23 protein-coding genes are annotated in these 23201 nt (G+C 37.1%); 14 read left to right on the forward strand and 9 right to left on the reverse strand.

Annotated features, from left to right (window positions below):
* Positions 1–322: 322 nt before the first annotated feature.
* The 7 genes from K8089_RS08795 to K8089_RS08825 form a co-directional block, all read right to left on the reverse strand.
* The gene (locus tag K8089_RS08795; protein WP_237602907.1) at positions 323–709 is read right to left on the reverse strand and encodes a GxxExxY protein; all 387 of its coding nucleotides are present in this window, start codon (positions 707–709) and stop codon (positions 323–325) included.
* Positions 710–1175: 466 nt separating this feature from the next.
* A complete protein-coding gene (locus K8089_RS08800) occupies positions 1176–1904 on the reverse strand; it encodes an ABC transporter ATP-binding protein (RefSeq protein WP_237602908.1) in 729 nt (242 codons plus the stop codon).
* Positions 1904–2806, reverse strand: a complete 903-nt coding sequence (locus K8089_RS08805) for an ABC transporter ATP-binding protein (RefSeq protein ID WP_237602909.1) — start codon at positions 2804–2806, stop codon at positions 1904–1906. Before K8089_RS08805 ends, K8089_RS08800 begins: the two co-directional genes overlap by 1 nt.
* Before the next feature lie 63 nt (positions 2807–2869).
* Positions 2870–3370, reverse strand: coding sequence for a hypothetical protein (locus K8089_RS08810; protein ID WP_237602910.1), 501 nt, complete (start codon positions 3368–3370; stop codon positions 2870–2872).
* A 73-nt stretch (positions 3371–3443) separates the two neighbouring features.
* Positions 3444–4328, reverse strand: a complete 885-nt coding sequence (locus tag K8089_RS08815) for an HlyD family secretion protein (RefSeq protein ID WP_237602911.1) — start codon at positions 4326–4328, stop codon at positions 3444–3446.
* Positions 4329–4334: 6 nt separating this feature from the next.
* Positions 4335–5597, reverse strand: a complete 1263-nt coding sequence (locus tag K8089_RS08820; protein ID WP_237602912.1) for a TolC family protein — start codon at positions 5595–5597, stop codon at positions 4335–4337.
* 3 nt (positions 5598–5600) lie between these two features.
* Entirely contained in the window at positions 5601–6215 is a 615-nt protein-coding gene (locus tag K8089_RS08825; RefSeq protein ID WP_237602913.1) for a TetR/AcrR family transcriptional regulator, read from the reverse strand.
* 235 nt (positions 6216–6450) lie between these two features.
* On the opposite strand from K8089_RS08825, the gene K8089_RS08830 reads away from it, so the two are divergent.
* Positions 6451–7083, forward strand: coding sequence for a putative periplasmic lipoprotein (locus K8089_RS08830; RefSeq protein WP_237602914.1), 633 nt, complete (start codon positions 6451–6453; stop codon positions 7081–7083).
* 12 nt (positions 7084–7095) lie between these two features.
* Here K8089_RS08830 and K8089_RS08835 read toward each other — a convergent pair whose 3' ends face one another.
* A complete protein-coding gene (locus K8089_RS08835) occupies positions 7096–7923 on the reverse strand; it encodes a universal stress protein (RefSeq protein ID WP_237602915.1) in 828 nt (275 codons plus the stop codon).
* A 224-nt stretch (positions 7924–8147) separates the two neighbouring features.
* On the opposite strand from K8089_RS08835, the gene K8089_RS08840 reads away from it, so the two are divergent.
* The 9 genes from K8089_RS08840 (at position 8148) to K8089_RS08880 (ending at position 17507) form a co-directional block, all read left to right on the forward strand.
* Entirely contained in the window at positions 8148–8651 is a 504-nt protein-coding gene (locus K8089_RS08840) for a c-type cytochrome (RefSeq protein ID WP_237602916.1), read from the forward strand.
* A gap of 68 nt (positions 8652–8719) precedes the next feature.
* Positions 8720–9295: a fasciclin domain-containing protein gene (locus K8089_RS08845; RefSeq protein ID WP_237602917.1), complete on the forward strand. Its 576-nt coding sequence runs from the start codon at positions 8720–8722 to the stop codon at positions 9293–9295.
* A 33-nt stretch (positions 9296–9328) separates the two neighbouring features.
* On the forward strand, positions 9329–11296 hold the full coding sequence (gene nosZ / locus K8089_RS08850) for a Sec-dependent nitrous-oxide reductase (RefSeq protein ID WP_237602918.1): 1968 nt from the start codon (positions 9329–9331) through the stop codon (positions 11294–11296).
* A 207-nt stretch (positions 11297–11503) separates the two neighbouring features.
* On the forward strand, positions 11504–12121 hold the full coding sequence (locus tag K8089_RS08855) for a hypothetical protein (protein WP_237602919.1): 618 nt from the start codon (positions 11504–11506) through the stop codon (positions 12119–12121).
* Between the two features lie 39 nt (positions 12122–12160).
* Positions 12161–12595 carry a nitrous oxide reductase accessory protein NosL gene (locus tag K8089_RS08860; RefSeq protein WP_237602920.1) on the forward strand — a complete coding sequence of 145 codons (435 nt, stop codon included), beginning with the start codon at positions 12161–12163 and terminating at the stop codon, positions 12593–12595.
* A 195-nt stretch (positions 12596–12790) separates the two neighbouring features.
* On the forward strand, positions 12791–14044 hold the full coding sequence (gene nosD / locus K8089_RS08865) for a nitrous oxide reductase family maturation protein NosD (protein ID WP_262913911.1): 1254 nt from the start codon (positions 12791–12793) through the stop codon (positions 14042–14044).
* A complete protein-coding gene (locus K8089_RS08870) occupies positions 14031–14741 on the forward strand; it encodes an ABC transporter ATP-binding protein (protein WP_237602921.1) in 711 nt (236 codons plus the stop codon). The genes nosD and K8089_RS08870 overlap by 14 nt, the downstream gene beginning before the upstream one ends.
* A complete protein-coding gene (locus K8089_RS08875) occupies positions 14734–15516 on the forward strand; it encodes an ABC transporter permease (RefSeq protein ID WP_237602922.1) in 783 nt (260 codons plus the stop codon). Before K8089_RS08870 ends, K8089_RS08875 begins: the two co-directional genes overlap by 8 nt.
* Positions 15517–15704: 188 nt before the next feature.
* Positions 15705–17507 (forward strand): hypothetical protein, encoded by a 1803-nt coding sequence (locus K8089_RS08880; RefSeq protein WP_237602923.1) that lies wholly within the window; start codon positions 15705–15707, stop codon positions 17505–17507.
* Between the two features lie 93 nt (positions 17508–17600).
* Here the strand turns inward: K8089_RS08880 and K8089_RS08885 are convergent, their stop codons facing one another.
* Positions 17601–18224: a hypothetical protein gene (locus tag K8089_RS08885; RefSeq protein ID WP_237602924.1), complete on the reverse strand. Its 624-nt coding sequence runs from the start codon at positions 18222–18224 to the stop codon at positions 17601–17603.
* A 261-nt stretch (positions 18225–18485) separates the two neighbouring features.
* Here K8089_RS08885 and K8089_RS08890 point away from each other — a divergent pair, with 261 nt between their 5' ends.
* From K8089_RS08890 to K8089_RS08905, 4 genes are all read left to right on the forward strand, one after another.
* On the forward strand, positions 18486–18944 hold the full coding sequence (locus K8089_RS08890; RefSeq protein ID WP_237602925.1) for a c-type cytochrome: 459 nt from the start codon (positions 18486–18488) through the stop codon (positions 18942–18944).
* A gap of 93 nt (positions 18945–19037) precedes the next feature.
* Entirely contained in the window at positions 19038–20381 is a 1344-nt protein-coding gene (locus K8089_RS08895) for a cbb3-type cytochrome c oxidase subunit I (RefSeq protein WP_237602926.1), read from the forward strand.
* Between the two features lie 215 nt (positions 20382–20596).
* A complete protein-coding gene (locus K8089_RS08900; RefSeq protein WP_237602927.1) occupies positions 20597–21421 on the forward strand; it encodes a CbbQ/NirQ/NorQ/GpvN family protein in 825 nt (274 codons plus the stop codon).
* A gap of 9 nt (positions 21422–21430) precedes the next feature.
* Positions 21431–23200: a nitric oxide reductase activation protein NorD gene (locus K8089_RS08905; RefSeq protein ID WP_237602928.1), complete on the forward strand. Its 1770-nt coding sequence runs from the start codon at positions 21431–21433 to the stop codon at positions 23198–23200.
* Position 23201: the final 1 nt, after the last annotated feature.

The raw sequence follows: 23201 nt of genomic DNA on the forward strand, positions 1-23201 counted from the left end.
TCATTTTTTAGTTTCCCGCGGATTGCGCAGATTATCGCAGATTCTCTATTTGTTTTTCTGCGCAAATCACCGAAATCTGCGGGAGATCCTTTTCACTTCATTGCTTCCCGTGGATCGTACAGATTATCGCGGATTTTTATTTGTTTTTTCTGCGCAAATCACCGAAATCTGCGGGTGATCCTTTTCATTTCTTTGCTTCCCGCAGATCGTACAGATTATCGTGGATTTTTATTTGTTTTTTCTGCGCAAATCACCGAAATCTGCGGGAAACACTTCTCGTTTTTTAGTTTCCCACGGATTGCACAGATTACCGCAGATCTTTTTATAATCCGTTTACTTTTCTGAAAATACCGTCTGTAATATTATCTACATTAAAGTTTACCAAAATGCCCAATTTTAATTCGGTTAGTTTTAAATAGGTTAATAGTTGTTTATGATGGACTTTCGCTAAACTTTCAACCGATTTGATTTCAATTATAACTTTATTATTAATTAATAAATCTAACCTAAAACCTATTTCCAATTCAACACCATCATAAAAAACTGGCAGAGGAACTTGGCGCTTAACTTCCAATCCTTGTTTCTGCAATTCGAAATATAGAACGGCTTCGTAAACGGATTCTAATAAACCTGGACCTAATGCATTGTATACTTTAAATATTGCTCCTCTTATTAAGTATGATATCTCGTTTTCTGTTTCTTGTTCCATAATTTATTTTTTTGTTTCCCGCGGATTGCGCAGATTATCGCAGATTCTCTATTTGTTTTTTCTGCGCAAATCACCGAAATCTGCGGGAAACACTTCTCGTTTTTAGTTTCCCGCGGATTGCACAGATTACCGCTGATTTTTTATTGATTCCTTCTGCGCAAATCACCGAAATCTGCGGGAAATCCTTTTCGTTTCTTAGCTTCCTGCAGATTACGCAGATTAACACGGATTTTGTATTGTTCTTTTCTGCGCAAATCACCGAAATCTGCTGGAAATCCTTTTCATTTCTTTGCTTCCCGCAGATCGTACAGATTATCGCGGATTTTTATTGGTTTTTTCTGCGCAAATCACCGAAATCTGCGGGAGATCCTTTTCGTTTCTTTGTTTCCCGCAGATCACGCAGATTATCGCGGATTCTTTATTGGTTTTTTCTGCGGATATCACCGAAATCTGCGGGAAATTCTTTTCATTCTCTCGCCAATTTCAAAAACACATCATTCATCGAGTCAACTTTAAACTGTTCTTTTAATTTTTTCGGGGTGTCCAAAGCTTCTATTTTTCCTTCCACCATTATTGAAACGCGGTCGCAGTATTCGGCCTCGTCCATATAATGCGTGGTTACGAAAATTGTGGTGCCTTGGTCTGCGGCTTTGTAAATCATTTCCCAAAACTGTCTTCGGGTTATGGGGTCAACGCCACCGGTGGGTTCGTCCAAAAAAACAATCTTTGGCTCGTGTAAAAGTGAAACCGAAAACGATAACTTTTGTTTCCAGCCCAAAGGCAAGGAGCCAACCAATTTATTGCTGATGTTTTCCAAGCCCAACTCGGCAATCAATTGTGTTCTTTTTTCTTTAATTTTTGCTCGAGATAATCCATAAATTCCTCCAAAAAAGGTGATATTTTCTTTAACCGTTAAATCGTCGTAAAGCGCAAATTTCTGGCTCATATAACCAATGCTTTTCTTTATTGACTCGGTTTGTGTATAGACATCAAATCCTGCAACAGTAGCTTGTCCCGAAGATGGTTTTGAAATTCCAATCAGCATTTTCATTGCCGTGGTTTTTCCAGCGCCATTGGCGCCCAAAAACCCAAAGATTTCACCTTTTTTGACTTCAAAACTGATTGCATTTACAGCTTTAAAATCGCCAAAAGCCTTTGTTAATTCTTCGGCTACTATTACATTTTCTTCGTTCATTATTTCGCTAATTCCATAAAAGCATCCTCAATGTTGGGTTGGGTCGTTTCTATATAAATGTCTGTTAAACCTGTCTTTTTTAAATATGACTTTAGCTCGGCTACTTCAAAAAAATTCCTTTTATCTGTATAATGAACAAACTCCCCAAACGGAAATACGCTGTACAAATGCTCATAATTTTGAAGCGATTGTATCAACTTGTACATGTTATCAGCACTCACATTGAAAATGGTTTTTGGGAATTTATTTACAATAGCTTCGGGTGTGTCGATCTCTAAAATTTCGCCATCTTGAATCAAAGCAATTCTATCGCATAAAGCAGCTTCGTCCATATATGGCGTTGAAACCAAAATGGTAATTCCTTTTTGCTGCAAGCGTTTTAGCATTTCCCAAAACTCTTTGCGCGAAACTGGATCGACGCCCGTCGTGGGTTCATCTAAAAAAAGCACTTTCGGTTTGTGAATTAACGCACAACAGAGGGCGAGTTTTTGCTTCATCCCGCCCGATAGTTTTCCTGCACGTCGGTCTTTAAATGGTGCGATTTGTATGTAAATATCTTCGATTAAATCGTAGTTTTCTTCAATGGTAGTTCCGAAGATAGTGGCGAAAAACGTTAGGTTTTCTTCCACCGTCAAATCTTGATAAAGTGAAAACCGCCCCGGCATATATCCCACGGCGTTTCTAATTGCTTTATAGTCCTTTACAACATCAAATCCGGCAACTGAGGCACTGCCATTATCAGGAATTAACAAAGTCGTTAATATCCTGAAGATGGTAGTTTTTCCGGCGCCATCGGGCCCAATGAGGCCAAAGAGTTCGCCAGGCTCCACAGTGAACGAAATGTTCTGGACTGCTTTTACCTTTTTATATGATTTGCTGATATGGTTTAACTGTATACTCATATGCTCATCGAATTAAAATCCGATGCAATAAAATCGGTCGTGCCGCTGCACTTTTGTGTTATATTATTTAAAGTAGTTGTAGTAGCCTTCTAGGTTTTCTTTGATGCTGGCAGTGATTTTATCACCTTCATCTGTAGTTGACACTTTTCCTAAAGCCTCAATTTTCTCGATAAGTGGGTGTAAAAAAACGTGTAGGTTATCGTGCGATGGACCTTCCATTGTACATTCTTTGACAACAAAGTTTTTAACTTCGTTTAGTTTTGACGCCAAATTGTGATAGTCTTCAACAGTTTTTGTTTCGCTGGTTTTAACGATGTTCATCATTTTGTCAACGCCTTCGGTGGTTTCCACATTGGCTTCCCATTTATTGCCGTTATCTAGTTTTATTTCATCTACCCAAGCATTGTTTGTCGCATGGGTTTCTGCGGCCATTTCTTCCATTGCGTGCTCGTGAATTCCTTCAGCGGTTTCAACAATATCTGTGTCTGTATCTTTTGTTTTTGTTTCGTTACAGCTTATTAAAAAAGCTGAAATGATTGCTAATGATAAAATTGTTTTTTTCATAATGTAAATGTTTAGTGTTTATAATTTGTTTTTTTTAAAGACATAATTTGTTTTTAAGTTAACTGATAACCGTCTACAAAAGCCACATCTCCGCAGGCATTCCAATTTTTAGACTACCGTCATTTTTTACAGTCACTTTTACCGCGTAAACAAGATTTACGCGTTCTTCTTTAGTTTGAATTATTTTTGGGGTGAATTCAGCCGAAGCCGAAATCCAACTTATCGTTCCTTCGTAATCTTTCATTTCTTCGCCAGCATCAATTTTTACAGTTACTTGCTGGCCGATTTTAATATTTGAAAGCTGCGTTTCACTTACATAAACCCGCAGCGTCATTTCTTCCATATTGGCGATTTTATAAAGTGGTTTTCCGAAGGATACAATTTCACCCGGCTCGGCATATTTGGTTAAAACCGTACCTTTTATTGGGTTTGTAACTTTACTTTTTATAATCTGATCATTGATTTGCGCCACTTTTGCTTCAATGGTTTTTACCTCGTTTACAATAGGTGCATTCTGTGTTTCTACATTTTTAATTTGTTTTTTCAAAACATCTACTTGGCTATTTGCCTGATCCAATTGGCGTTGGGTTGCAGCGTTGTCATTAAACATTTTTTGAATGCGCTCTTGCTCGGTTTTTGCAGTTTGCAATTGTTGGTTTAAAACGCTCACTTGCGACCAAACGCCACCCGATTTAGACGCGACCGTTTCTTTTTGAGCGAGCAATTGTTGTTTGTTCAAATAAAGCTGAAGTGTGTCAACTAGCGCCACGATAGCTCCCTTTTCTAAAGTTTGACCTTCTTCTACATTTAGAAACTCCAATTTCCCGTTTGCTTCCGAAGAGATTGTAATTTCAGTCGCTTCAAAGTTGCCATAACCATCGGCTTTCTCAGTATTGGAGCAGGAGTATAGGCTTCCTATTGCGCCAGCTAAAAACAATATTTTTAAAATTTTCATCATAACTTTTTAATTGAAACCTCCTTTAATTACTTTATAATTCGCCTTTGACAGCGACAATTGTATTTTATGCAACTGCTCGTCAATTTTCGCCTCGTACAGATTGTTAAGTTCCGTGATGTATTCCGAAGAAGTAATAACGCCGTGCTGCAATTGCGAAGTCGTGGCTTGTAAAACCATTTCGCGCAAGGCAATTATTTCGGCGTCTTTTTGCAACATTTCTTCATATTTATCAATGTCGTTTTCGGCTTCTTCCTGTTGCATTTGGTTGTTCAGCAAAAAGGTTTCTTTTTCCGAAGTGACTATTTCTTTTGAAATATCAACAGCTTGTTTTTTCTCCTTTGTTTTTCCCCAATCGAAAATGTTCCAATTCAGTTTCACCCCAACCAAATAAAAATCCTGAAATGAATTATCCAGCATATTCAGTCCCGGATTACCGTAGCCAGCTTGTGCAAAGCCCAAAAGTTTTGGGAAATTACTTTTTGAAATCACTTCTTTTGAAGTTTCCAGCTGCGTTTCCTGTAGGTCGAAAAGCTCCAATTCGGGACGTTGCGACTCAATTTCTGGAGCGACTAAAATATCCGGATTGGTTAAAGTTGTAGCGGTGTCTAAGTTTTGTGAAAGCAACGAAGCGAGATTGTTGAGTGCTTTTTTTCTGTCAAAATTTACTTGCGAAATCTGCTGCTCCAATTTCAGCTGCTCTGCTTTCAAAACTTGTTCGGAAGCGGGGAGAACAGCGCCGTATTTCACGCCCGTATTCACTTCTTTAAGTCTCGCATCGAGCTCTTCCATTTTTGAAAGAAGCAATTTTGCTTGTTCCTGAAAAAGCAATACACTAAAATAATTTTGATTAATTCGCGATTTTAAAGTGTATAGATTTACGGCAACTTGCTGTTGCTGGGTAGCTAATTCGGCAGTTTTTAACCTTGTGTTTGCCGCAATTTTTCCACCGTTATAAATCAATTGATTCGCGTCTATCGTGGCGCGGTATTGGTCTTTATTTGGCGGCTCGACGGTTGAATTCGGTATTTGCAAAGGAAATTCAATGACGTCGGATTGATAGGTTGCCTGCGCGTTTAAATCTAGTTTCGGCAGCTTTTCTTTTTCCAAAATCTTTATTTCAGTTTGTGTTTTTTCTTCTAATAAAGCAGTTTGCTTCGCCAAAGGATAATTTTTTTCGGCGAGCGAGTAACATTCATCTAAAGTCAACACACGCTGTGCGGAAGCGAGTAGCGGGACGAAACCGATAAGTATTAATAAAAGCCGTTTCATTTTTTACTTTTTAATTGAATTGATTATGAATTCCGAAACCGCAGTTTTACGTTTCTCCATGAGTTGTTTAAAACCTTTATCGTCAATTTTCAGAAAACCTTTTATTAATGGGGTTGCTACGAAAGGAAAAATATTTAGCGAAATAATATTGATAAAAAGCTGCTCCCCGTCAATGGGTTTTAAAATGCCTTCTTCAACTTCTGCCGCAACCTGACTTTTAAACTTTTCAAGTGTTGGGAATGCAGCTGTTTGTTGAATTTTTTCAAAAAACTTAGGGTTGCGGTTTAATTCCTGAATTATGAAGTTAGGCAAATAGGGATGCTTCGAAATAAAGGAGATATAATTGCTTGTGAAATTTTTCACTTTTTCCTCAATCGAAGAATCATCATTCAAAACCTTGTTTAGTTGCGGTGCCAAAAGCGAGAACGCATTGCTGAAAACTGCTTCAAAAAGCAATTGTTTGCTTCGGTAATAATAATGGAGCATCGCTTTGTTTATGCCTGCCTCGTCGGCAATTTCCTGCATACGTGCGCCGTCCATTCCTTTCTTTTGAAACACACCTTTTGCGGCTTTCAGTATTTCGCCTTCTGTATCCTTATTTTTCTTTGTTCTTGCCATTATTCAACTTTATGGTTTAACCATTTGGTTAACAAATATAGAAAATTTATCTTTACTCAGTGATTTTTGAAACTATTTTCAGAAAACTTTAAGTAAAGACTGACAAATATCATATTTGAACGGGTGAAATTCTTTAGTTTTACTTCATCCTTTCATTATCGCAGAATTTTAAAAAAGAGAACCGTATATTTACATACCGCTACTTTTAGCAAACGCCCTGCCTAATTTAATTTCTATGAAAAGACTATTTACTTTTTTGGTTTTCACGGTTTTGTTTGCCAGTTGTTCCAGTAGCCGCTTGGTGGATGAATACATTAATACGGAAAGCCCAAATTTTCAGGCCAGTAAAGTTTTGGTGGTAGGCTTAACGCCAGACGGCGGTTTGCAGCGTCAATTTGAATACAGCCTTGTGAATGCCTTGGAAGCCGAAAATGTGACCGCTGTAAAAAGTGTTGATTATTTTGAAGTAGCAGCAGACCAAATAGATCAGTCTGAAGAAAATCTTGCAAACCTTGAAAAACAACTGATAGATGCGGGTTTTGATGCAGTGCTTTTTTCAAAAGTTACGGGGCAGGAAAGCAAGGTTACCATTGTGCAGTCTTACCGGAATATCGCAAAATCGTTTGAGTCTTTCAGCGATTATTACAGTGAAAACCGACCTGCTTACCGCAGCGGACAAACTGAGGATTACCCAGTTTATAACACTGAAACTTCGCTATATTGTCTTTGTCCCGGTACGGAGCGTGATTTAATTTGGCGCGGAAAAATAGACATTGTTGATCCGCCACGGGCTGCAACAACAATTCGCGATTATGTGAAAACGCTGGTGCAAACGCTTAAGAAAAACGATCTTTTGATTGCGAAATAATTCTGCAAAAAACTACTCGTGAAGTACTAAAAGCGGTATACGCGAACTGTAATTTATTGCTGAAGTATCTGAACCAAAAATAAAACGGTCTATAAAACTTTTTCGTCTGGCAACTGTTGCGTGAAGCTGCACGGGTATAAGCTGTACAAAGGCGCTTACCGCTAGCGGAATGGGAATATTCATCAATTTGAAATCTTCACAGGTAACGTCTTTAAAAACTTCTTTTATATGGTTTTGTTGAGGACTTACTTCCACATCTTCTTCAACTATATCTAGAATTTTTACAGCTGCTTTGTGCTTTTTAACAATGGCTAAAACCACTTCGAAGGTTTTCTTTAAAACGTCGTTTTGATAGTTTAGTGATAGCAAAACCGAATCAATTTTTTCAAAAGAATACCCTTCAGGAATAACTATTAACGGACAGTATACGTTTCGGATAATTTTTAGTGTATTGCTGCCAAATATAATTTCTTTGGCTCCCGTGGCACCATTGGTACCCATCACTATTAAATCAATTTTATGTTGAACTACAATCTGGTTGACGGCAGCTACAATATCATCAAAATCTATTTTAGGTACAAAAGTGAAATTTTCCTTTTCAGAAAATGATTCACAAAAAGTCACCATTTTTTTAAGCTTTTCTTTATTCTCTCTTAAAATACCTTCGTAAACCGAAGATCCCGGCTCACTAGAAAGCACTTCTGCGGTAATATAACCCGATGGTTTTTGCGTATTTAAAATATGAAATGTGCACGTTTCGCCTTCAAAAAACTTCAAGGCATACTTAATAGCATTTTTTGAATTTTCAGAAAAATCTGTAGGTAAGAGGATGTTTTTCATATTCATAAATTTTCTCAAATGTACATTATCAGATTAAGTTTTAAAATGATTTGCATCATAATTAGTCTTTCCTAAAAAATTAATACTTGTTAATTGGTAGTTTAAAATCTAAAGGCTTCAATGTTAAATATTTTTTAAGACCAAAAAGTCCTATATATGACGAAAATCATATTCTATTTGCTGTCTTCACAGTAGTTTTGTCCTGTAAATTAATTTAAACAACTATGAAAAACATAATGAAATCAATGGCTGCCCTATCAATTCTAATCTTGATGAGTTGCGGCGGAAAAGAAGAAAAAAAGAAAGACGGTATTCAAATTGGCCAAAAGCCAGCCGCCACTGAAACTCCAAAAGAAGCACCCGTTTCTGATGTAAAGCCATCACAAACAATTGACCTAACTAATAAGGGAATTGGGCCAATTAAAAGTGTTGAAATTGATGCCACCGTGGATAATGCTATGGCTGCGAAAGGTTCAGAAATTTTTAAATCTAAATGTATGGCTTGCCACAAACCCGACAAAAAGTTTATTGGTCCAGCACCAACAGGAATTATGGAAAGACGTACTCCAGAGTGGATTATGAATATGATCTTAAACCCTGAAGAAATGACGCAAAAAGATCCGCTTGCAAAAGCCCTTTTAATGGAATTTAACGGTTCCCCAATGGCTAACCAACACCTTACCGAGGAAGAAGCCAGACAAGTATTAGAATATTTTAGAACTCTGTAATATACTTAAACAACCAAACCGCCCTTGCAGGAAATTAATTTCTGCAAGGGTTAAAAACCAAAACAAAAATGAAAACAATCCTTAAACTTCTCTTTGTTTCAACTGCAATCCTGCTGTTTTCAGCTTGTAAAAATGAAACAACTACCGAAACTGGAGCTACTGCAGAAAGTTCCACTACAAGCGATGTTCCTTCAAGTAACCAAGGACAGGCGTTTATTGAAGATGATGAGTCAGCACCAAACTTGCTTCAGATTGCAATTGGGTCACCAGACCATACCACCTTGGTAGCAGCCGTGCAAGCAGCGGGATTGGAAAACTCTCTAGTTAATGCTGGACCATTGATGGTTTTTGCACCCACCAATGCGGCCTTTGATGCCTTGCCAGCCGGAACTGTAGACGAATTGTTAAAGCCAGAAAACAAAGATAAGTTGGCTTACATTCTGAAACACCACGTAACACCGGGTAACTATTCAAAAGATTTTTTGAAAAAATTCAAGAAAGTAGGACAGGCAAGTGGTGAAGATGCTACAGTGGAAGTAAACGGAGACAACGTATTTGTTGGCGGTGCTAAAATTATTGCTAGCGTACCTGCAGGAAATGGAATTGTTCACGTAGTAGATAAAGTAATATTGCCAGCTAACTAATTATAAATCATTTTTAATTTAAATAATAGAATAATGAAAAAATCAATTAATATTTTATTTTTCCTAGTTATTGCTGCTGCTTTAGTTGGCTGTAATAATGGAAATGACAAAAAAGGAAGCAAAGGTCAAGGTGGTCTTTCAACCAATGCTGCCGAGCGCGTTTATGTCGCTCCTGGAGAACACGATGAATTTTACGGCTTTATGTCGGGTGGCTTTAGTGGTCAACTTGGCGTTTACGGCTTGCCATCAGGTCGTTTGCTAAAGGTTCTTCCTGTATTTTCACAGAACCCAGAAAATGGATGGGGATATTCTGAAGAAACAAAACCAATGTTAAACACATCTTACGGTTTTGTGCCTTGGGACGATTCTCACCATCCAGATATTTCACAAACAAACGGCGAACTAGATGGTCGGTGGATTTTTATTAATGGTAACAACACGCCTAGAATTGCACGTATTGGTTTGGAAAGCTTCAAAACTGAAGAAATTATTGAAATACCAAACAGTGCGGGTAACCACAGTTCATCATTTATTACTGAAAACACCGAGTATGTGGTGGCAGGAACGCGTTTCTCTGTACCAGTTCCACAGAAAGATATGTCTATTAACGAGTACAAAGGAAACTTTAAAGGTGCGCTTACATTTATTAATGTAGACCAAGAAACAGGAAGAATGGGGATTAAATTCCAGCTAATGATGCCAGGGTTTAACTACGACCTTTCGCACCCCGGACGCGATAAAAGTCACGGATGGTTCTTCTTTACTACTTATAACACTGAAGAAGCGCACTCGCTATTAGAAGTTAATGCTTCACAAAACGATAAAGATTTTATCGCTGCTGTAAACTGGAAAAAAATTGAAGAGTATGTAAACAATGGCGGTGGAACAAAAGTTCCTGCTAATTATGCACATAACATTTTAGATGAACACACGCATACGGCAACATCTACTATGCTGAAAGAAGTGTTGACCGTAAACCCAATGGATGTTCCCGGAGCTGTATATTTTTTACCAACTCCAAAATCTCCACACGGTTGTGATGTAGATCCAACAGGCGAATATATCATCGGTAACGGAAAACTTTCTGCAGATTTAACTGTACATAGTTTCACCAAAATGCTCGACGCTATTGAAAACAAGAAATTTGACGGTGAAGCTTACGGAATTCCAATTTTAAACTTTGAAGATATTCTTGCTGGTGTTGTTAAACAACCAGGTTTAGGACCACTTCATACAGAATTTGATGGAAAAGGAAATGCATATACAACATTCTTTATCTCTTCAGAAGTTGTAAAATGGAAAGTGGGAACTTGGGAAGTTTTAGATCGTCAACCAGTGTTTTACTCTGTAGGTCACGGTATGATTCCCGGAGGAAACTCACGTAAGCCATTCGGTAAATACTTTGTAGCCTTAAACAAGATTACCAAAGATAGATACCTACCAACAGGTCCAGAGCTTACACAATCTGCTCAGTTATTCGATATTACTGGCGATAAAATGGAACTGTTATTAGATTTCCCAACAATTGGAGAACCGCACTATGCCGCTGCTATTCCTGCAGAATTGGTTGCTCCAAACTCAAGAAAAATCTATAAACTTGCTGAAAACAAACACGAGTACGCTGTACTACAAGACAGTGATGTGAGGGTAGAACGCGATGGAAAAGAAGTTCATATTTATATGAATATGATTAGAAGCCACTTTAACCCAGATAACATTGAAGGTGTAAAAGTAGGAGACAAAGTGTACTTCCACATTACAAACCACGAACAGGATTTTGATGTGCCGCACGGGTTCGCTGTAATTGGTGCTAATAATGCCGAATTGCTAATTATGCCTGGTGCAACCGAAACTTTAGTTTGGGAGCCAAAACAAGTTGGTGTATGGCCATTCTATTGTACAGATTTCTGTTCTGCACTTCACCAAGAAATGCAAGGATATATTCGGGTAAGCCCAGCAGATTCAAATATTGAATTGTCTTGGAGCTTAGGCGAAGACTAAAAAAAGACGTTTTTAGTTGTGGAAATACTAGATTAGTGATTAATAGTATTTTCAGTAAAGACGGGGGTTGTTGATTTCCCCCGTCTTTTTTAAAAAACTGCTTAAAACAAATGTTTCAATTAAAAATCAACAACAATATAATCTGCACGAATACTTAAACTACAATCCAACCACAAACTAACGTTTAAGATTTAAAATTTATACAAAATGAAAAAAGCAGGAATTATAATGATAATTGGCTCCTTGCTACTATTGGGTCTTTTTAAATTCCCATTGTGGAATATTATGCTTGGTGCACCCCAATATCCAGATCCGCTGGGAATGGATATTTATATTGAAGGAATACAAGGCGTTGAAGAATTTGATATTCAAAACATCGACGGACTTAACCACTATATTGGGATGAAAACGATTCCTAAAGTGGAAGATATGTGGGAGTTTAGTGTATTTCCAAAAGTAATAGGTTTAATGGTAGCGCTTGGAGTAATCATCGGTATTCTTGGTTTCTTCAGAAAAGTAAGTTACAAATGGTTTCTTGGCTGGTTTATAGTTATGTCAATCCTTGGAATTTTAGGAATGTACGACTTTAATTTATGGCTAACCGATTATGGAACCGATTTGGACCCCAAAGCTATTATGAAATTACTCAACCCCGATGGATCGCCAATGACGTATAAACCACCGCTTTTAGGGTATCAAAAAATGTTGAATTTTGATGTAGATTCTTGGCCAGGCGTAGGTGCGTATATGATATTCGTTGGAATGTTGCTTACAGTTGTAGCCTTCTTCGTTGGAAAAAAAGAATCTCAAAATATTGAAGCTTAATTAAAGCCAGAAGGGTAAAATATTTTAACTTTTACAATTATGAAAATCTTACAATTAGTACTTATTTCAGTTTTATTTGCAGCCTGCAATGTAAGTCCGCAGCCTATAAATTACGGCTCAGATGTTTGCCATTATTGCAATATGACTATTGTGGACAGACAGCACGCCTCACAAATGGTGACTGCAAAAGGGAAAGCTTATAAATACGATGCCATTGAATGTATGGTTCATTCATTACAGGATGAGTTTAAAAATACTGAAATGGCACATTATTTAGCGGCAGATTTTCAACAACCCGGTGCGTTAATCGATGCTTCAAAAGCTTCCTATTTGGTAAGCGAAAAACTACAAAGCCCAATGGGTGCCAACCTTTCAGCATTTCAAAATGAAGAAGAAGCACAAAAGGCACAAGAAAAATTTACAGGTGAAATTTATTCTTGGGAACAATTACAAATTCACTTAATGCTAGAATAGTAAAACGACTTCAGCTTTTTCTGAATAGCAAATCAGCTTCTAAAATTTGCTGAAGTCTTTTTAACTTTCTAATTTTTATATTTCAAAAAACAGAAATTTCAAAGACATTGAAACTTCTTTAAATTCAGTACCTTCAATTTTTTTAAAAATCATCACATTAGTGAAAGGTTTCGTATTGCATAATTTTAATCAATTTTGAAAAACAAATTCTATATATTATTCCTATTAATTGGCTTCTTGTCCGTTACAAACCTTTGGTCAAAGACAATTACGGTTTGTGCTACTTGCCCGGTAAAATCTATAAATGAAGCCATTCTTCAAGCTGAAGAAGGCGATACTGTTTTGGTGAAAAAAGGGATTTATAAAGAAGCCAATATTAAAATTGAAAAAGGCATTACGTTAATTGGCGAAAATATGCCTACCATTGACGGCGAAGAAAAAGGAGAAATTATTACCATTGGCGCAGATAACGTGACGCTCGATGGTTTTAAAATCATCAATGTAGGGCTTAGTTATACCACAGATTATGCTTCGGTTCGCGTGGTAAACAGCTCGGGTTTCACCATTCAGAATTTAGAGCTCGAAAAACTTTTCTTCGGCATTTATCTTCAAAAAGCAAGCAACGGTAAAGTACTAAACAACAAGGTTAGGGGAGAGGCGGTAACCGAATTTAACTCAGGCAATGCTGTTCATCTTTGGTATTGTAAAAATGTTGAAGTTCGGGGCAACGATGTGCAAAATGTGCGCGATGGAATTTATCTCGAATTTTCAGATAATATAACCATCAAAGATAATTTAAGTAAAAACAATGTGCGTTATGGACTTCATTTTATGTTCAGCAACAACAACTTTGTAATCAATAATATTTTTGAAACCAACGGGGCCGGAATTGCTTTAATGTTTTCAAAATTTATGGACGTTGAAAACAATATTATTCAGAAAAACTGGGGTACCGCGGCTTATGGTTTACTGTTGAAAGAAGTAAACGACGCCCACATAAAAAACAATTTATTTTTTGAAAACACGGTGGGAATAACTGTTGAAGGCAGCAACCGTTTGGAATACGCTAACAACGATTTCACGAGTAATGGCTATGCAATAAAAGTGAAGGGGGCCTGCTACGAAAACCGCGTAATAGACAATAATTTTTTATACAACTCATTTGATATTTCGTATAACGGACGCATCAACGACAATAAATTCAATAATAATTACTGGAGCAATTACACGGGTTACGACCTAGACAAAAACGGTATTGGCGATGTGGCGTACCGGCCGGTCAAGCTCTTTTCGTATATAGTGAACCGCACTCCGGAAACCATAATTTTAATGCGAAGTCTGTTTATAGATATTATAGATTTTTCTGAAAAAGTCTCCCCAGTATTCACCCCAGACGATTTGATGGATGAAAACCCACGAATGAAACAAATAAATCATGATAGAAATTAAGGATTTACATAAAAAATTCGGAAAAAACGAAGTGCTAAAGGGCATCGACCTTTCTATAAAGGAAGGTGGTATTTTCTCAATTCTTGGGCCCAACGGTTCAGGGAAAACCACGCTAATAAAAGCTATTCTCGGAATGGTTTTACCAGATTCGGGTGAAATTTTCATCAATGAGAAATCGTTAAAGAACAACTTTAAATACCGCGAAAAAATCGATTATTTGCCGCAAATAGCCAACTTCCCCGGAAACTTGAAAGTGAATGAACTCATTGATATGATTAAAGATTTAAGAGCTTCTGAAGCTACTAAGGACGAAGAACTAATAGAGCTTTTTAAGCTGCAACCATTTTTAAATAAAAGACTGGTAAACCTTTCCGGAGGAACAAAACAAAAGGTGAATCTAGTGCTGACGTTTATGTTTGACAGTCCATTAATAATCCTTGATGAACCCACGAGTGGCTTAGATCCAATTTCACATTTACGGTTAAAGAATTTAATCTTTGCTGAAAAAGAAAAAGGAAAAACCATTCTTGTTACTTCGCATATTCTAAGTTTTGTTGAAGAAATTGCCGATGAAATTGTTTTCCTTTTGGAAGGAAAAATTTACTTTAAAGGCAGCATTCCAGAACTGAAATCGAAGACCGAACAACCCGATTTTGAACACGCAATAGCCTCCATTTTATCCGCTAGTTATGCTTAAGATACTAAAATACAGTTTTTACGATTTAATGCGCAGCCGTTGGAGCTACGTATATTTTCTATTCTATTTGCTGCTTGGCGTTGTGCTTTTATTTTTGAACAACGACCTTTCAAAAGCAGTAATAACATTGATGAACGTTATCATCATTCTGGTTCCATTAATCGGGACTATTTTCGGGGTAATGTATTATTACAATTCCCGTGAATTTACCGAACTGCTCTTGGCGCAACCCGTAAAGCGCAGCTCCATATTTTTGGGGCAGTATTTTGGGGTCGCAACCTCACTAGCTTTGAGTCTGGTAATTGGCCTGGGAATGCCCTTTGTTTTCTACGGAATTTTTAACAGCAATGCAATTTGGGATTTCTCGCTATTGCTAATAACAGGCGCATTTTTAACCTTTATTTTTACGGCATTGGCATTTGTAATTGCGCTTTCCAACGAAAATAAAATTAAAGGTTTTGGGTACGCCATTCTGCTGTGGTTATTTATGGCAGTAATTTACGACGGTCTATTTTTAATGTCGTTGTTATATTTTGAAGACTATCCTTTAGATAAATTCTCCTTAGTTGCAACCATGCTAAACCCAGTAGATTTATCGCGAGTTTTAATACTTTTAAAGCTTGATATTTCAGCCTTATTGGGTTATACCGGCGCGGTATTCCAACAATTCTTTGGAACTAATTTTGGGTTGATTTTATCCTTTGTAATGTTGGTATTTTGGGTAGTTATCCCAACTTTCTTTATTTGGAGAATTGCTAAGCGGAAGGATTTTTAAGTTACTTATTAGTTCTGTTCTTTATCTCGATGAGTAAAAGTGAATGAGATTCCCGGCTTTAGCCAAATGGCTTAATCATTGCTCAATATTTAAAATAAAGATTAAAAAGTATTATTTATGATTTTCGTCATAAAATAGAGAAATTGGATTCCGTTCCTTTACGGCTTTTCAATCCAAATTCCATTCAAATGCAGATTTCAAGCCCACACAGTTTTCATATTCCCGTAATGGGAATTGCTTTCACGATTGATTCGCCTATAAAAGTTGCTCATTTCGGGATAAATTCTACCCTTTCCATTATTGAAGACAATTTAATAGAGGTAATGCGGAAATATTACTACCAACAAAACAACGAGACTTACGTACCAATTTCCCCAAAGGAAGCAGATTCAAGGGCGCGTCGCATAACAGACTACCTCAATTTAATGCAGCGCATTGTCGCTTCCAAAATGGAGAAACTGAAAACTTCTGCTTTTGAAACGGGTTCAGATATCGCAAAATATTTTGAAATGCTTCCCGATAGCAGTCTGCTGAAAGAAAAATATAACGAATGGTTTTCGCTTACGGATGCCACAGAAAAGGAAACTGTTGAAAAACTGCTACGCGAAAGTCTTGTTCCCGGTTCCATCGAAGTTAATATTATGACTAAAGTGGACAAGGATCAATTAGATAAAAACAAACAACCCATAGAAAATGGTTCGGATGCCGTAACTGCTTTAAAAGGATATGCAGACTGCGAGTTGCACAATTCCGCCGTGGTTCTTTCTGCAGGAATGAACCCGCGTTTGTACAATTATATGGAAAGATTTTCAGCCTTTGATGCGTATGAATTGGGCGGTTTTCATAAAAAAGTAATTATTAAGGTGAGCGATTATCGTTCTGCATTGATTCAAGGAAAATATTTAGCGAAGAAGGGAATTTGGGTCAGTGAATTTAGAATTGAATCTGGCCTAAATTGTGGCGGTCACGTTTTTGCCACCCAAGGTTTGTTAATGGGACCAATTCTTCAAGAATTTAAAGAAAAAAGACAAGAATTACAGGATAGCCTTTTTGAACTTTACAATCCTGCAATTACGGCGAAAGGAAAGCCACGATTTGAAAAACCGCACCCAATACGAATAACAGTTCAAGGCGGAATTGGAACAAACGAAGAAGACAATTTATTACAAAACTATTATGAAGTTGACGGCACCGGTTGGGGTACACCGTTTTTGCTGTGTCCGGAAGCCACGACTGTAGATGAAAACACTTTACAACTATTGGCAAATTCTAAAGAAAATGATGTGGTGCGAAGTAAAGCCTCGCCGCTAGGAGTTGAATTCAATTACTTAAAAGGAACCACTGCCGAAAAAGAGCGTTTGGGAAGAATTAATAAAGATAAACCTGGAAGCCCTTGTACCGAAAAGCTGTTAGAATCAAATACGGAATTCACCAAAACGCCTATTTGTACAGCTTCCTCCAAATATCAAAAACTAAAATTGGAGCAGTTGAAAACTTTAAATATTTCGAAGAAAGAATACAATCAGCAAGTAGCCGATGTGTTGAGCAAGGAATGTCTTTGCATAGGTTTGAGCAATGCAGCCCCTGCAAGTTATGAAGTTCCATTTTTAAAAAAACTTACAGCCGTAACTATTTGTCCGGGACCGAACATTATAAATTTCTCAAAAACCACAAGCCTTTGCGAAATGACCGATCATATTTATGGACGAAATAATATTGTGCAAAATCCTAATAGAGCCTCAGTATTTATCACTGAGCTCAGACTTTATATAGATTTTTTGAAAAAAGAAATAGAACGCACCGCTTCACCAACTACGCGCGATTTTAAATCATGGGAAAAATTCAGCAAGAATCTTTTGGATGGTATTGAGCATTATCACAACCTGGTAGCAAATTATATTTTAGGTAATAGAATGCAATTTGAACAGGATTTGGAGGTTGCTAAAATAGAGGTTTTGAAGGTGCGGGAGGATCAGTTGGAGATTGGGTAGGGGTTGTAGTTTTAACGATGCTAGGATAGCTATGGATAAGATTTTTGAAAGAAGGGCTTGGTTTTTAGTTTAGTTCATTGTTGCCTGCTGGCTTTATTTTACTCTTTTATATGTTATTAATATTAGTCTGTAGAACATTTCATCAAAGTTTTCTACATTTTCAGGAATAAAAGTAAAAAAAATTAATGATTGATTATTTATCTCCATTATTGAAAAAATGTTCGAACTATAAGTCATTGCTTTAATTTGTTCTTCGGGCAGGTATTTTAATATTTCTTTATCTTTTATTGAGATTTGTGGCTTATCATATTTTAGTAAGAGGTTCGAATTAATTTCATTTTTTACGAACCATTTCCCAGTAATAGTATCTCCCTTAATAATTTGAATAAAATTTGTATTTTCATTAAATGTTAGCTTTTGAGATGTTTGTAAATTAAATGATTCCTCATTTGACCGTTTTATACTTTCTAAAATCCACTGACCATTTAAAAGATTTTTTATTGTTAGTGTATCTTTTTTTGATAATAGCTCACTTGTTTTGTCTTCTAAAAGATGAGTGCTCAAAGAATCTAAATTAGACGTTAATTCGTTTTTCAATAATATTTTTCCTTTTGGATTTAATGAATCATAAACAATTATAATATCCTCTGGATTAGTCTGTCCGAAGCAAATCGAGGAAAAAATTGTTAATAGTAAAATCAGTAATTTGTGTTTCATCAATATTGTTTTTTAGCTTGCAGGAACATGCGGATAAATAAAACAGTTGTATTAATCCGCTTTAAATCTTTAATTGTTTAACTCTAAATATACAAATTCACCCTTTCCAAACCCATCCACAATCTTTCGCTTTTAGCATTTAATAAAAAAATCCTAAAAACTTCACTTTATATGATAACCGTCATACTAAATTTTAGCTAATTGTTTTTATTTCGCTATTAAGATTAAAAAGTCTTAATATGTAACCTAAAACCAACCAATATGCTATCCAAACAACAAGCGCGGGCGTTTTTCTTGATAGGAACGTTCGTAACCTTTTTGATTTTTATTGGCCTCACCATTTATTCCTTCAGTGATGGGCAAGATCAAACCAACTATGAAAACATTACTCCTCAAGTAGTGCGAGGAAAAGTAATCTGGGAAGAAAACAACTGTATGGGCTGCCATACTATTCTTGGTGAAGGTGCCTACTACGCGCCCGAACTTACAAAAGTTGTTGAACGAAGAGGCGAAGGCCTTATTAAAGCAATTCTTATGTCTCCCGTTCCGTGGGAACCAAACGGTCGTAAAATGGTGGCCTATGGCTTTTCTGCTGAAGAAGCTGATGACATGATAGCATTCTTTAACTGGATAGGCGAAATTGACCTAAACGGTTTTGACCGAATTGTATCGCCTTTAGCGAAAGACAAACAACTAATTAACTCCCAAACAGAAAATTAATTTGTAAAAAATGCCCCTTCTGAAGTTTAACCAAACCGAAGAAAATAGAATAGGGCATTCCTTTTTACTTTAACTAACCAAAATTATATACAGATGAAATATAAATCTCAAAAAGTAGCCTATTGGTTTTTTGCCCTCTCGATGCTGCTGCTAACACTACAAATAGTTTACGGATTTATTATGGGTTTTGCACGCATCGGAATGGATGGCTTGCACGAATTTATACCCTTTAATACCGCACGCGCCGTTCATACAAACCTACTCGTGGTTTGGTTGCTCTCTGGTTTTATGGGAGCTGCTTACTACATTATTCCCGAAGAAGCACAACGCGAACTCGTAAGCGTAAAACTAGCCTACGTTCAATTAATTTCCCTTGCATTGGTAGGCGTTGCCGCCATAGTTGGTTTTCACCTTAATATATGGGAAGGACGAAAGTTTTTGGAAATTCCACATCAACTAGATTACCTAGTTGTGGCCAACGTATTACTGTTTTTAGCACTCATTCTGTTAACACTTTTTAGAGGAAAACGGAAAACTACTACGGCCTTGGTACTTACAATGGGCTTGTTGTTTGCAGCTTTGCTTTATTTACCCGGAATGTTACCGTTTGATAGTCAAGTAACCGATAGTTTTTTCCGCTGGTGGGTTGTTCACCTTTGGGTTGAAGGCGTTTGGGAACTTATTATGGGGGGTATTCTTGCCTTTCTATTAATAAAACTTACAGGTGTTGACCGTGAAGTTATTGAAAAATGGCTTTATGTAATTGTAGGTCTTACTTTCCTTTCGGGTGTTCTTGGTACGGGTCACCACTATTACTATATAGGTGTGAATAAAATTTGGCTAGTTGTTGGTGGAATTTTCTCTGCCCTTGAACCTCTGGCTTTCCTTGCAATGGCACTTTTTGCAGTAAATATGTATCGCAAAGGTGAAAAGAAACACCCCAATAAAATTGCCTTATTCTGGACGCTTGGCGCTGCCATTGTTTCCTTTGTTGGGGCAGGATTATTAGGCTTTGCACACACTTTACCACAAACTAACCTTTACACGCACGGAACATTGGTTACCGCAATGCACGCTCACTTAGCTTTTTGGGGTGCGTACGCAATGATTGTTTTTGCAATTATTAGTTATAGTTTACCAAATATGACAGGGCGTAAATTATATGACGGAGCACGCGGTCGATTAGCATTTTGGACCACAAATATTGGAATGATCGGGATGACGATGGCCTTTGGTGTTGCTGGAGTTGCACAAGTTTATTTGGAAAGAAAATACAAACTGGATTTTATGGAAGTGCAAAATGAAGTAAGTATCCACTTTGTAGTATTATTACTTTGTGCAAGTCTGTTTGCCTTCGGAATAATTATGTACATAATAGATTTCGTGAAACACGGCCGCCCAACAGACGAAGCCTTAGAAATTATTGAAAACGACTAACTAAAACAGTATAAAGGCCTGAATTAGGTTACGCTCTTATACCTAAAATTAAGGGAAATGTATTTTCATTAAAACTGAAAGTATCTCCTCTAAATGAACCGATTTTAGGCCTTTTAAAACGCTATATGTCAGGTCGAGCGTAGTCGAGACCTTATTAATGATCGTATATATAAAGTTCATAACTGCACTCTAACAGACAATCTAAATAAAGAATTATGTCAACCACAGAAACTATTAAAATGGCTTCGGAAGAAGTTTCGGAAAAAAGGACTATTCCTTTTTACAAACCCATTCATCGTGAAGTTGAGGTTTTTGAACACGCCTATAAAAATAAAATACCTATTCTTCTGAAAGGCCCCACAGGCACAGGAAAAACACGGTTTGTAGATTTTATGGCGCATCAATTCAACCAATCATTAATTACGGTTTCCTGCCACGAAGAAACCTCTTCCACAGATTTAATTGGCCGTTATATTATTAAAGGCGCCGAAACTATTTGGGTAGATGGACCGCTTACAAAAGCTGTAAAAGAAGGCGCTATCCTCTATTTAGATGAAATTGCCGAAGCGCGTCCAGACGTAGTAGTTGCAATACATTCACTTACAGATCATAGAAAAGAATTGTATATAGACAAACTCGGAATAACCGTGAAAGCGCATCCAGATTTTATGTTGGTTGCCTCCTTTAATCCTGGTTATCAAAAAGGCTTTAAAGAAATAAAACCTTCCACACGACAACGTTTTGTGGCGGTTTCTTTCCAATATCCAAACGCAAAGGATGAAACTGAAATTGTTGTAAACGAAACAGGATTAGACCAGGATGCAGCTAAAAAACTAGTCAATATTGCTAACAAAATTCGAAATTTAACCGAATTGGGATTAACTGAAACCGTTTCAACACGTTTGTTGGTTGATGCTGCATTGCTTATTAATAGTGGCTTGCCAAAGCGTCTATCCGTAAAAGTAGCCATTGTTGAACCTTTAACAGACGACCTTGAAATAACCCAAGCCCTCACAGATTTGTGCGATTTGATGATTTAATCCAAAGCCATGTTCGAACCCGATGAGTTTATCTTTTCAAAGGTTGCAAAATTCCTAAAACGCAGAAAAAAAAATGCGAAGGAAGCAATAGCGCATACCGTTAAGTTGTCCGAAATAAAACCTCGGCTTACTTTGGTAGCTCGCGCCGTTACGGGTAATCCCATAGAAATTTTTGAAGCAGAACGCGAAGGTGGTTACAAAAACCATAACTTCTTTTTACCCGAACGTTTTTCAGAATTTGAAACTGAGGAAAAAAATCTAGGATTCTATATTTTTAGAACGCTATACCTTTCAATTCAGAAAAGTTTTCAGCTTAATTTTGAATTCGGCGAGGAACATACTTTAGAAGAAGCGCAACAGATTTCAATTAAAAATTCCAAAAAAATCCTAAAGGAAATGTTTCAGCAATTCCCTGGAACGGAAGGTATTTATTCTGAATTGAAACTTGCTTTTGAAAAGGATGCTTCAGAAAAAAATCCGGTGGATTATTCCTTTATTTACGGAAAATGGATGGAGAATTCTCCCGAAGTGCCAAAGAAGAAAGTACTTCAGAATATTTCAGAAACAGTAAAAACTGCTATCGAACAGGAAATAAATACTATTCTGAAGGCGAATGCTGTAGAAGAAATTAAATCGCTTTCGGTCGATAAAAAAGCGCAGGAAGACTATGTTTTCACCCACAATTTTGAAAAAGCTGAAACCGCCGAAGAGTGGGAGGGCGGCTGGCGCGATTTTGATGGCGATGACGAATTGGACAATCACGCAAATGCGCTGGAAGATCTTAATATGAAACATACCGTGCGGGTTGACGATCCCACACATTCCATTTATCAAGCAGAGTTTATTGAAAATACAACAATTTCTGAAAGTGCCGAAATTGAAAACAACGGTCCTCACGTTTTATACGACGAATGGGATTATTCAAAACGCGCTTATAAACCCGATTTTTGCAAACTTTTTCCAAAGTCAGAAACCGAAATTGATACAGAATATTATAAAAACACGCTTCGCGAACACGCTTCAACCTTAATGGGTTTGCGGAAAATGCTAACTTCAGTAAACAATAAATACCGCCAACAGCGTCGCCAAATGCAAGGTGAGGAATTTGATCTCGATGCACTGACCGATTTATTTGTGGACGTTCGCAGCGGACACACACCTTCAGAAAATATTTATCTCTCCAATAGAAAAAAGGAAAAAGATCTTTCAATTTTAATGCTTTTAGACAGCAGCTTGTCCAGCGATGGTTATGCCGATGGCAACAGAGTGATAGACGTTGAAAAACAGGTTTCCATCATTTTTGGAGAAATCCTCGAAGAATTTAATGTAGATTTTTCCATTGCAGGTTTCTTCTCCAAGACCCGAAATCACAGTACGTATCTAAGTTTAAAAGATTTTGATGAACCTTGGCAAAAAGCAAAACACAAAGTAGGCGCATTAGAGCCAAGTGGTTACACACGTATTGGAACCGCACTCAGACATTCGGGTGCTTTACTAGACAAGCGCGACACAAAAAACAAATGGGTTATCCTTATTTCAGACGGAAAACCTAATGATTACGATAAATACGAAGGCAAATACGGTATTAACGACGTTAAACAGGCGCTTCGTGAACTAAACCAACGCAAAATAAATTCGTATGCCTTGGCGATTGAAGGACAGGCTAAATACTACTTACCACAAATGTTTGGTCAAAATCATTTCCAAATATTAACAACGCCAGTGGAATTGCTACAATCGCTGGTAAAACTTTACGACAAAATAAAACACCAAAGTTGAT

Source organism: Aequorivita vitellina, assembly GCF_022008365.1.
Taxonomy (GTDB): domain Bacteria; phylum Bacteroidota; class Bacteroidia; order Flavobacteriales; family Flavobacteriaceae; genus Aequorivita; species Aequorivita vitellina.

Coding starts and splice junctions, on each gene's coding strand:
- K8089_RS08880 (WP_237602923.1), top strand. CDS start 15,705: ATGCAGATTTCAAGCCCACACAGTTTTCATATTCCCGTAATGGGAATT.
- K8089_RS08845 (WP_237602917.1), top strand. CDS start 8,720: ATGAAAACAATCCTTAAACTTCTCTTTGTTTCAACTGCAATCCTGCTG.
- K8089_RS08830 (WP_237602914.1), top strand. CDS start 6,451: ATGAAAAGACTATTTACTTTTTTGGTTTTCACGGTTTTGTTTGCCAGT.
- K8089_RS08895 (WP_237602926.1), top strand. CDS start 19,038: ATGAAATATAAATCTCAAAAAGTAGCCTATTGGTTTTTTGCCCTCTCG.
- K8089_RS08820 (WP_237602912.1), bottom strand. CDS start 5,597: ATGAAACGGCTTTTATTAATACTTATCGGTTTCGTCCCGCTACTCGCT.
- K8089_RS08905 (WP_237602928.1), top strand. CDS start 21,431: ATGTTCGAACCCGATGAGTTTATCTTTTCAAAGGTTGCAAAATTCCTA.
- K8089_RS08900 (WP_237602927.1), top strand. CDS start 20,597: ATGTCAACCACAGAAACTATTAAAATGGCTTCGGAAGAAGTTTCGGAA.
- nosZ (WP_237602918.1), top strand. CDS start 9,329: ATGAAAAAATCAATTAATATTTTATTTTTCCTAGTTATTGCTGCTGCT.
- K8089_RS08870 (WP_237602921.1), top strand. CDS start 14,031: ATGATAGAAATTAAGGATTTACATAAAAAATTCGGAAAAAACGAAGTG.
- K8089_RS08890 (WP_237602925.1), top strand. CDS start 18,486: ATGCTATCCAAACAACAAGCGCGGGCGTTTTTCTTGATAGGAACGTTC.
- K8089_RS08810 (WP_237602910.1), bottom strand. CDS start 3,370: ATGAAAAAAACAATTTTATCATTAGCAATCATTTCAGCTTTTTTAATA.
- K8089_RS08825 (WP_237602913.1), bottom strand. CDS start 6,215: ATGGCAAGAACAAAGAAAAATAAGGATACAGAAGGCGAAATACTGAAA.
- K8089_RS08815 (WP_237602911.1), bottom strand. CDS start 4,328: ATGATGAAAATTTTAAAAATATTGTTTTTAGCTGGCGCAATAGGAAGC.
- K8089_RS08875 (WP_237602922.1), top strand. CDS start 14,734: ATGCTTAAGATACTAAAATACAGTTTTTACGATTTAATGCGCAGCCGT.
- K8089_RS08800 (WP_237602908.1), bottom strand. CDS start 1,904: ATGAACGAAGAAAATGTAATAGTAGCCGAAGAATTAACAAAGGCTTTT.
- K8089_RS08855 (WP_237602919.1), top strand. CDS start 11,504: ATGAAAAAAGCAGGAATTATAATGATAATTGGCTCCTTGCTACTATTG.
- K8089_RS08805 (WP_237602909.1), bottom strand. CDS start 2,806: ATGAGTATACAGTTAAACCATATCAGCAAATCATATAAAAAGGTAAAA.
- K8089_RS08795 (WP_237602907.1), bottom strand. CDS start 709: ATGGAACAAGAAACAGAAAACGAGATATCATACTTAATAAGAGGAGCA.
- K8089_RS08860 (WP_237602920.1), top strand. CDS start 12,161: ATGAAAATCTTACAATTAGTACTTATTTCAGTTTTATTTGCAGCCTGC.
- K8089_RS08885 (WP_237602924.1), bottom strand. CDS start 18,224: ATGAAACACAAATTACTGATTTTACTATTAACAATTTTTTCCTCGATT.
- K8089_RS08835 (WP_237602915.1), bottom strand. CDS start 7,923: ATGAAAAACATCCTCTTACCTACAGATTTTTCTGAAAATTCAAAAAAT.
- K8089_RS08840 (WP_237602916.1), top strand. CDS start 8,148: ATGAAAAACATAATGAAATCAATGGCTGCCCTATCAATTCTAATCTTG.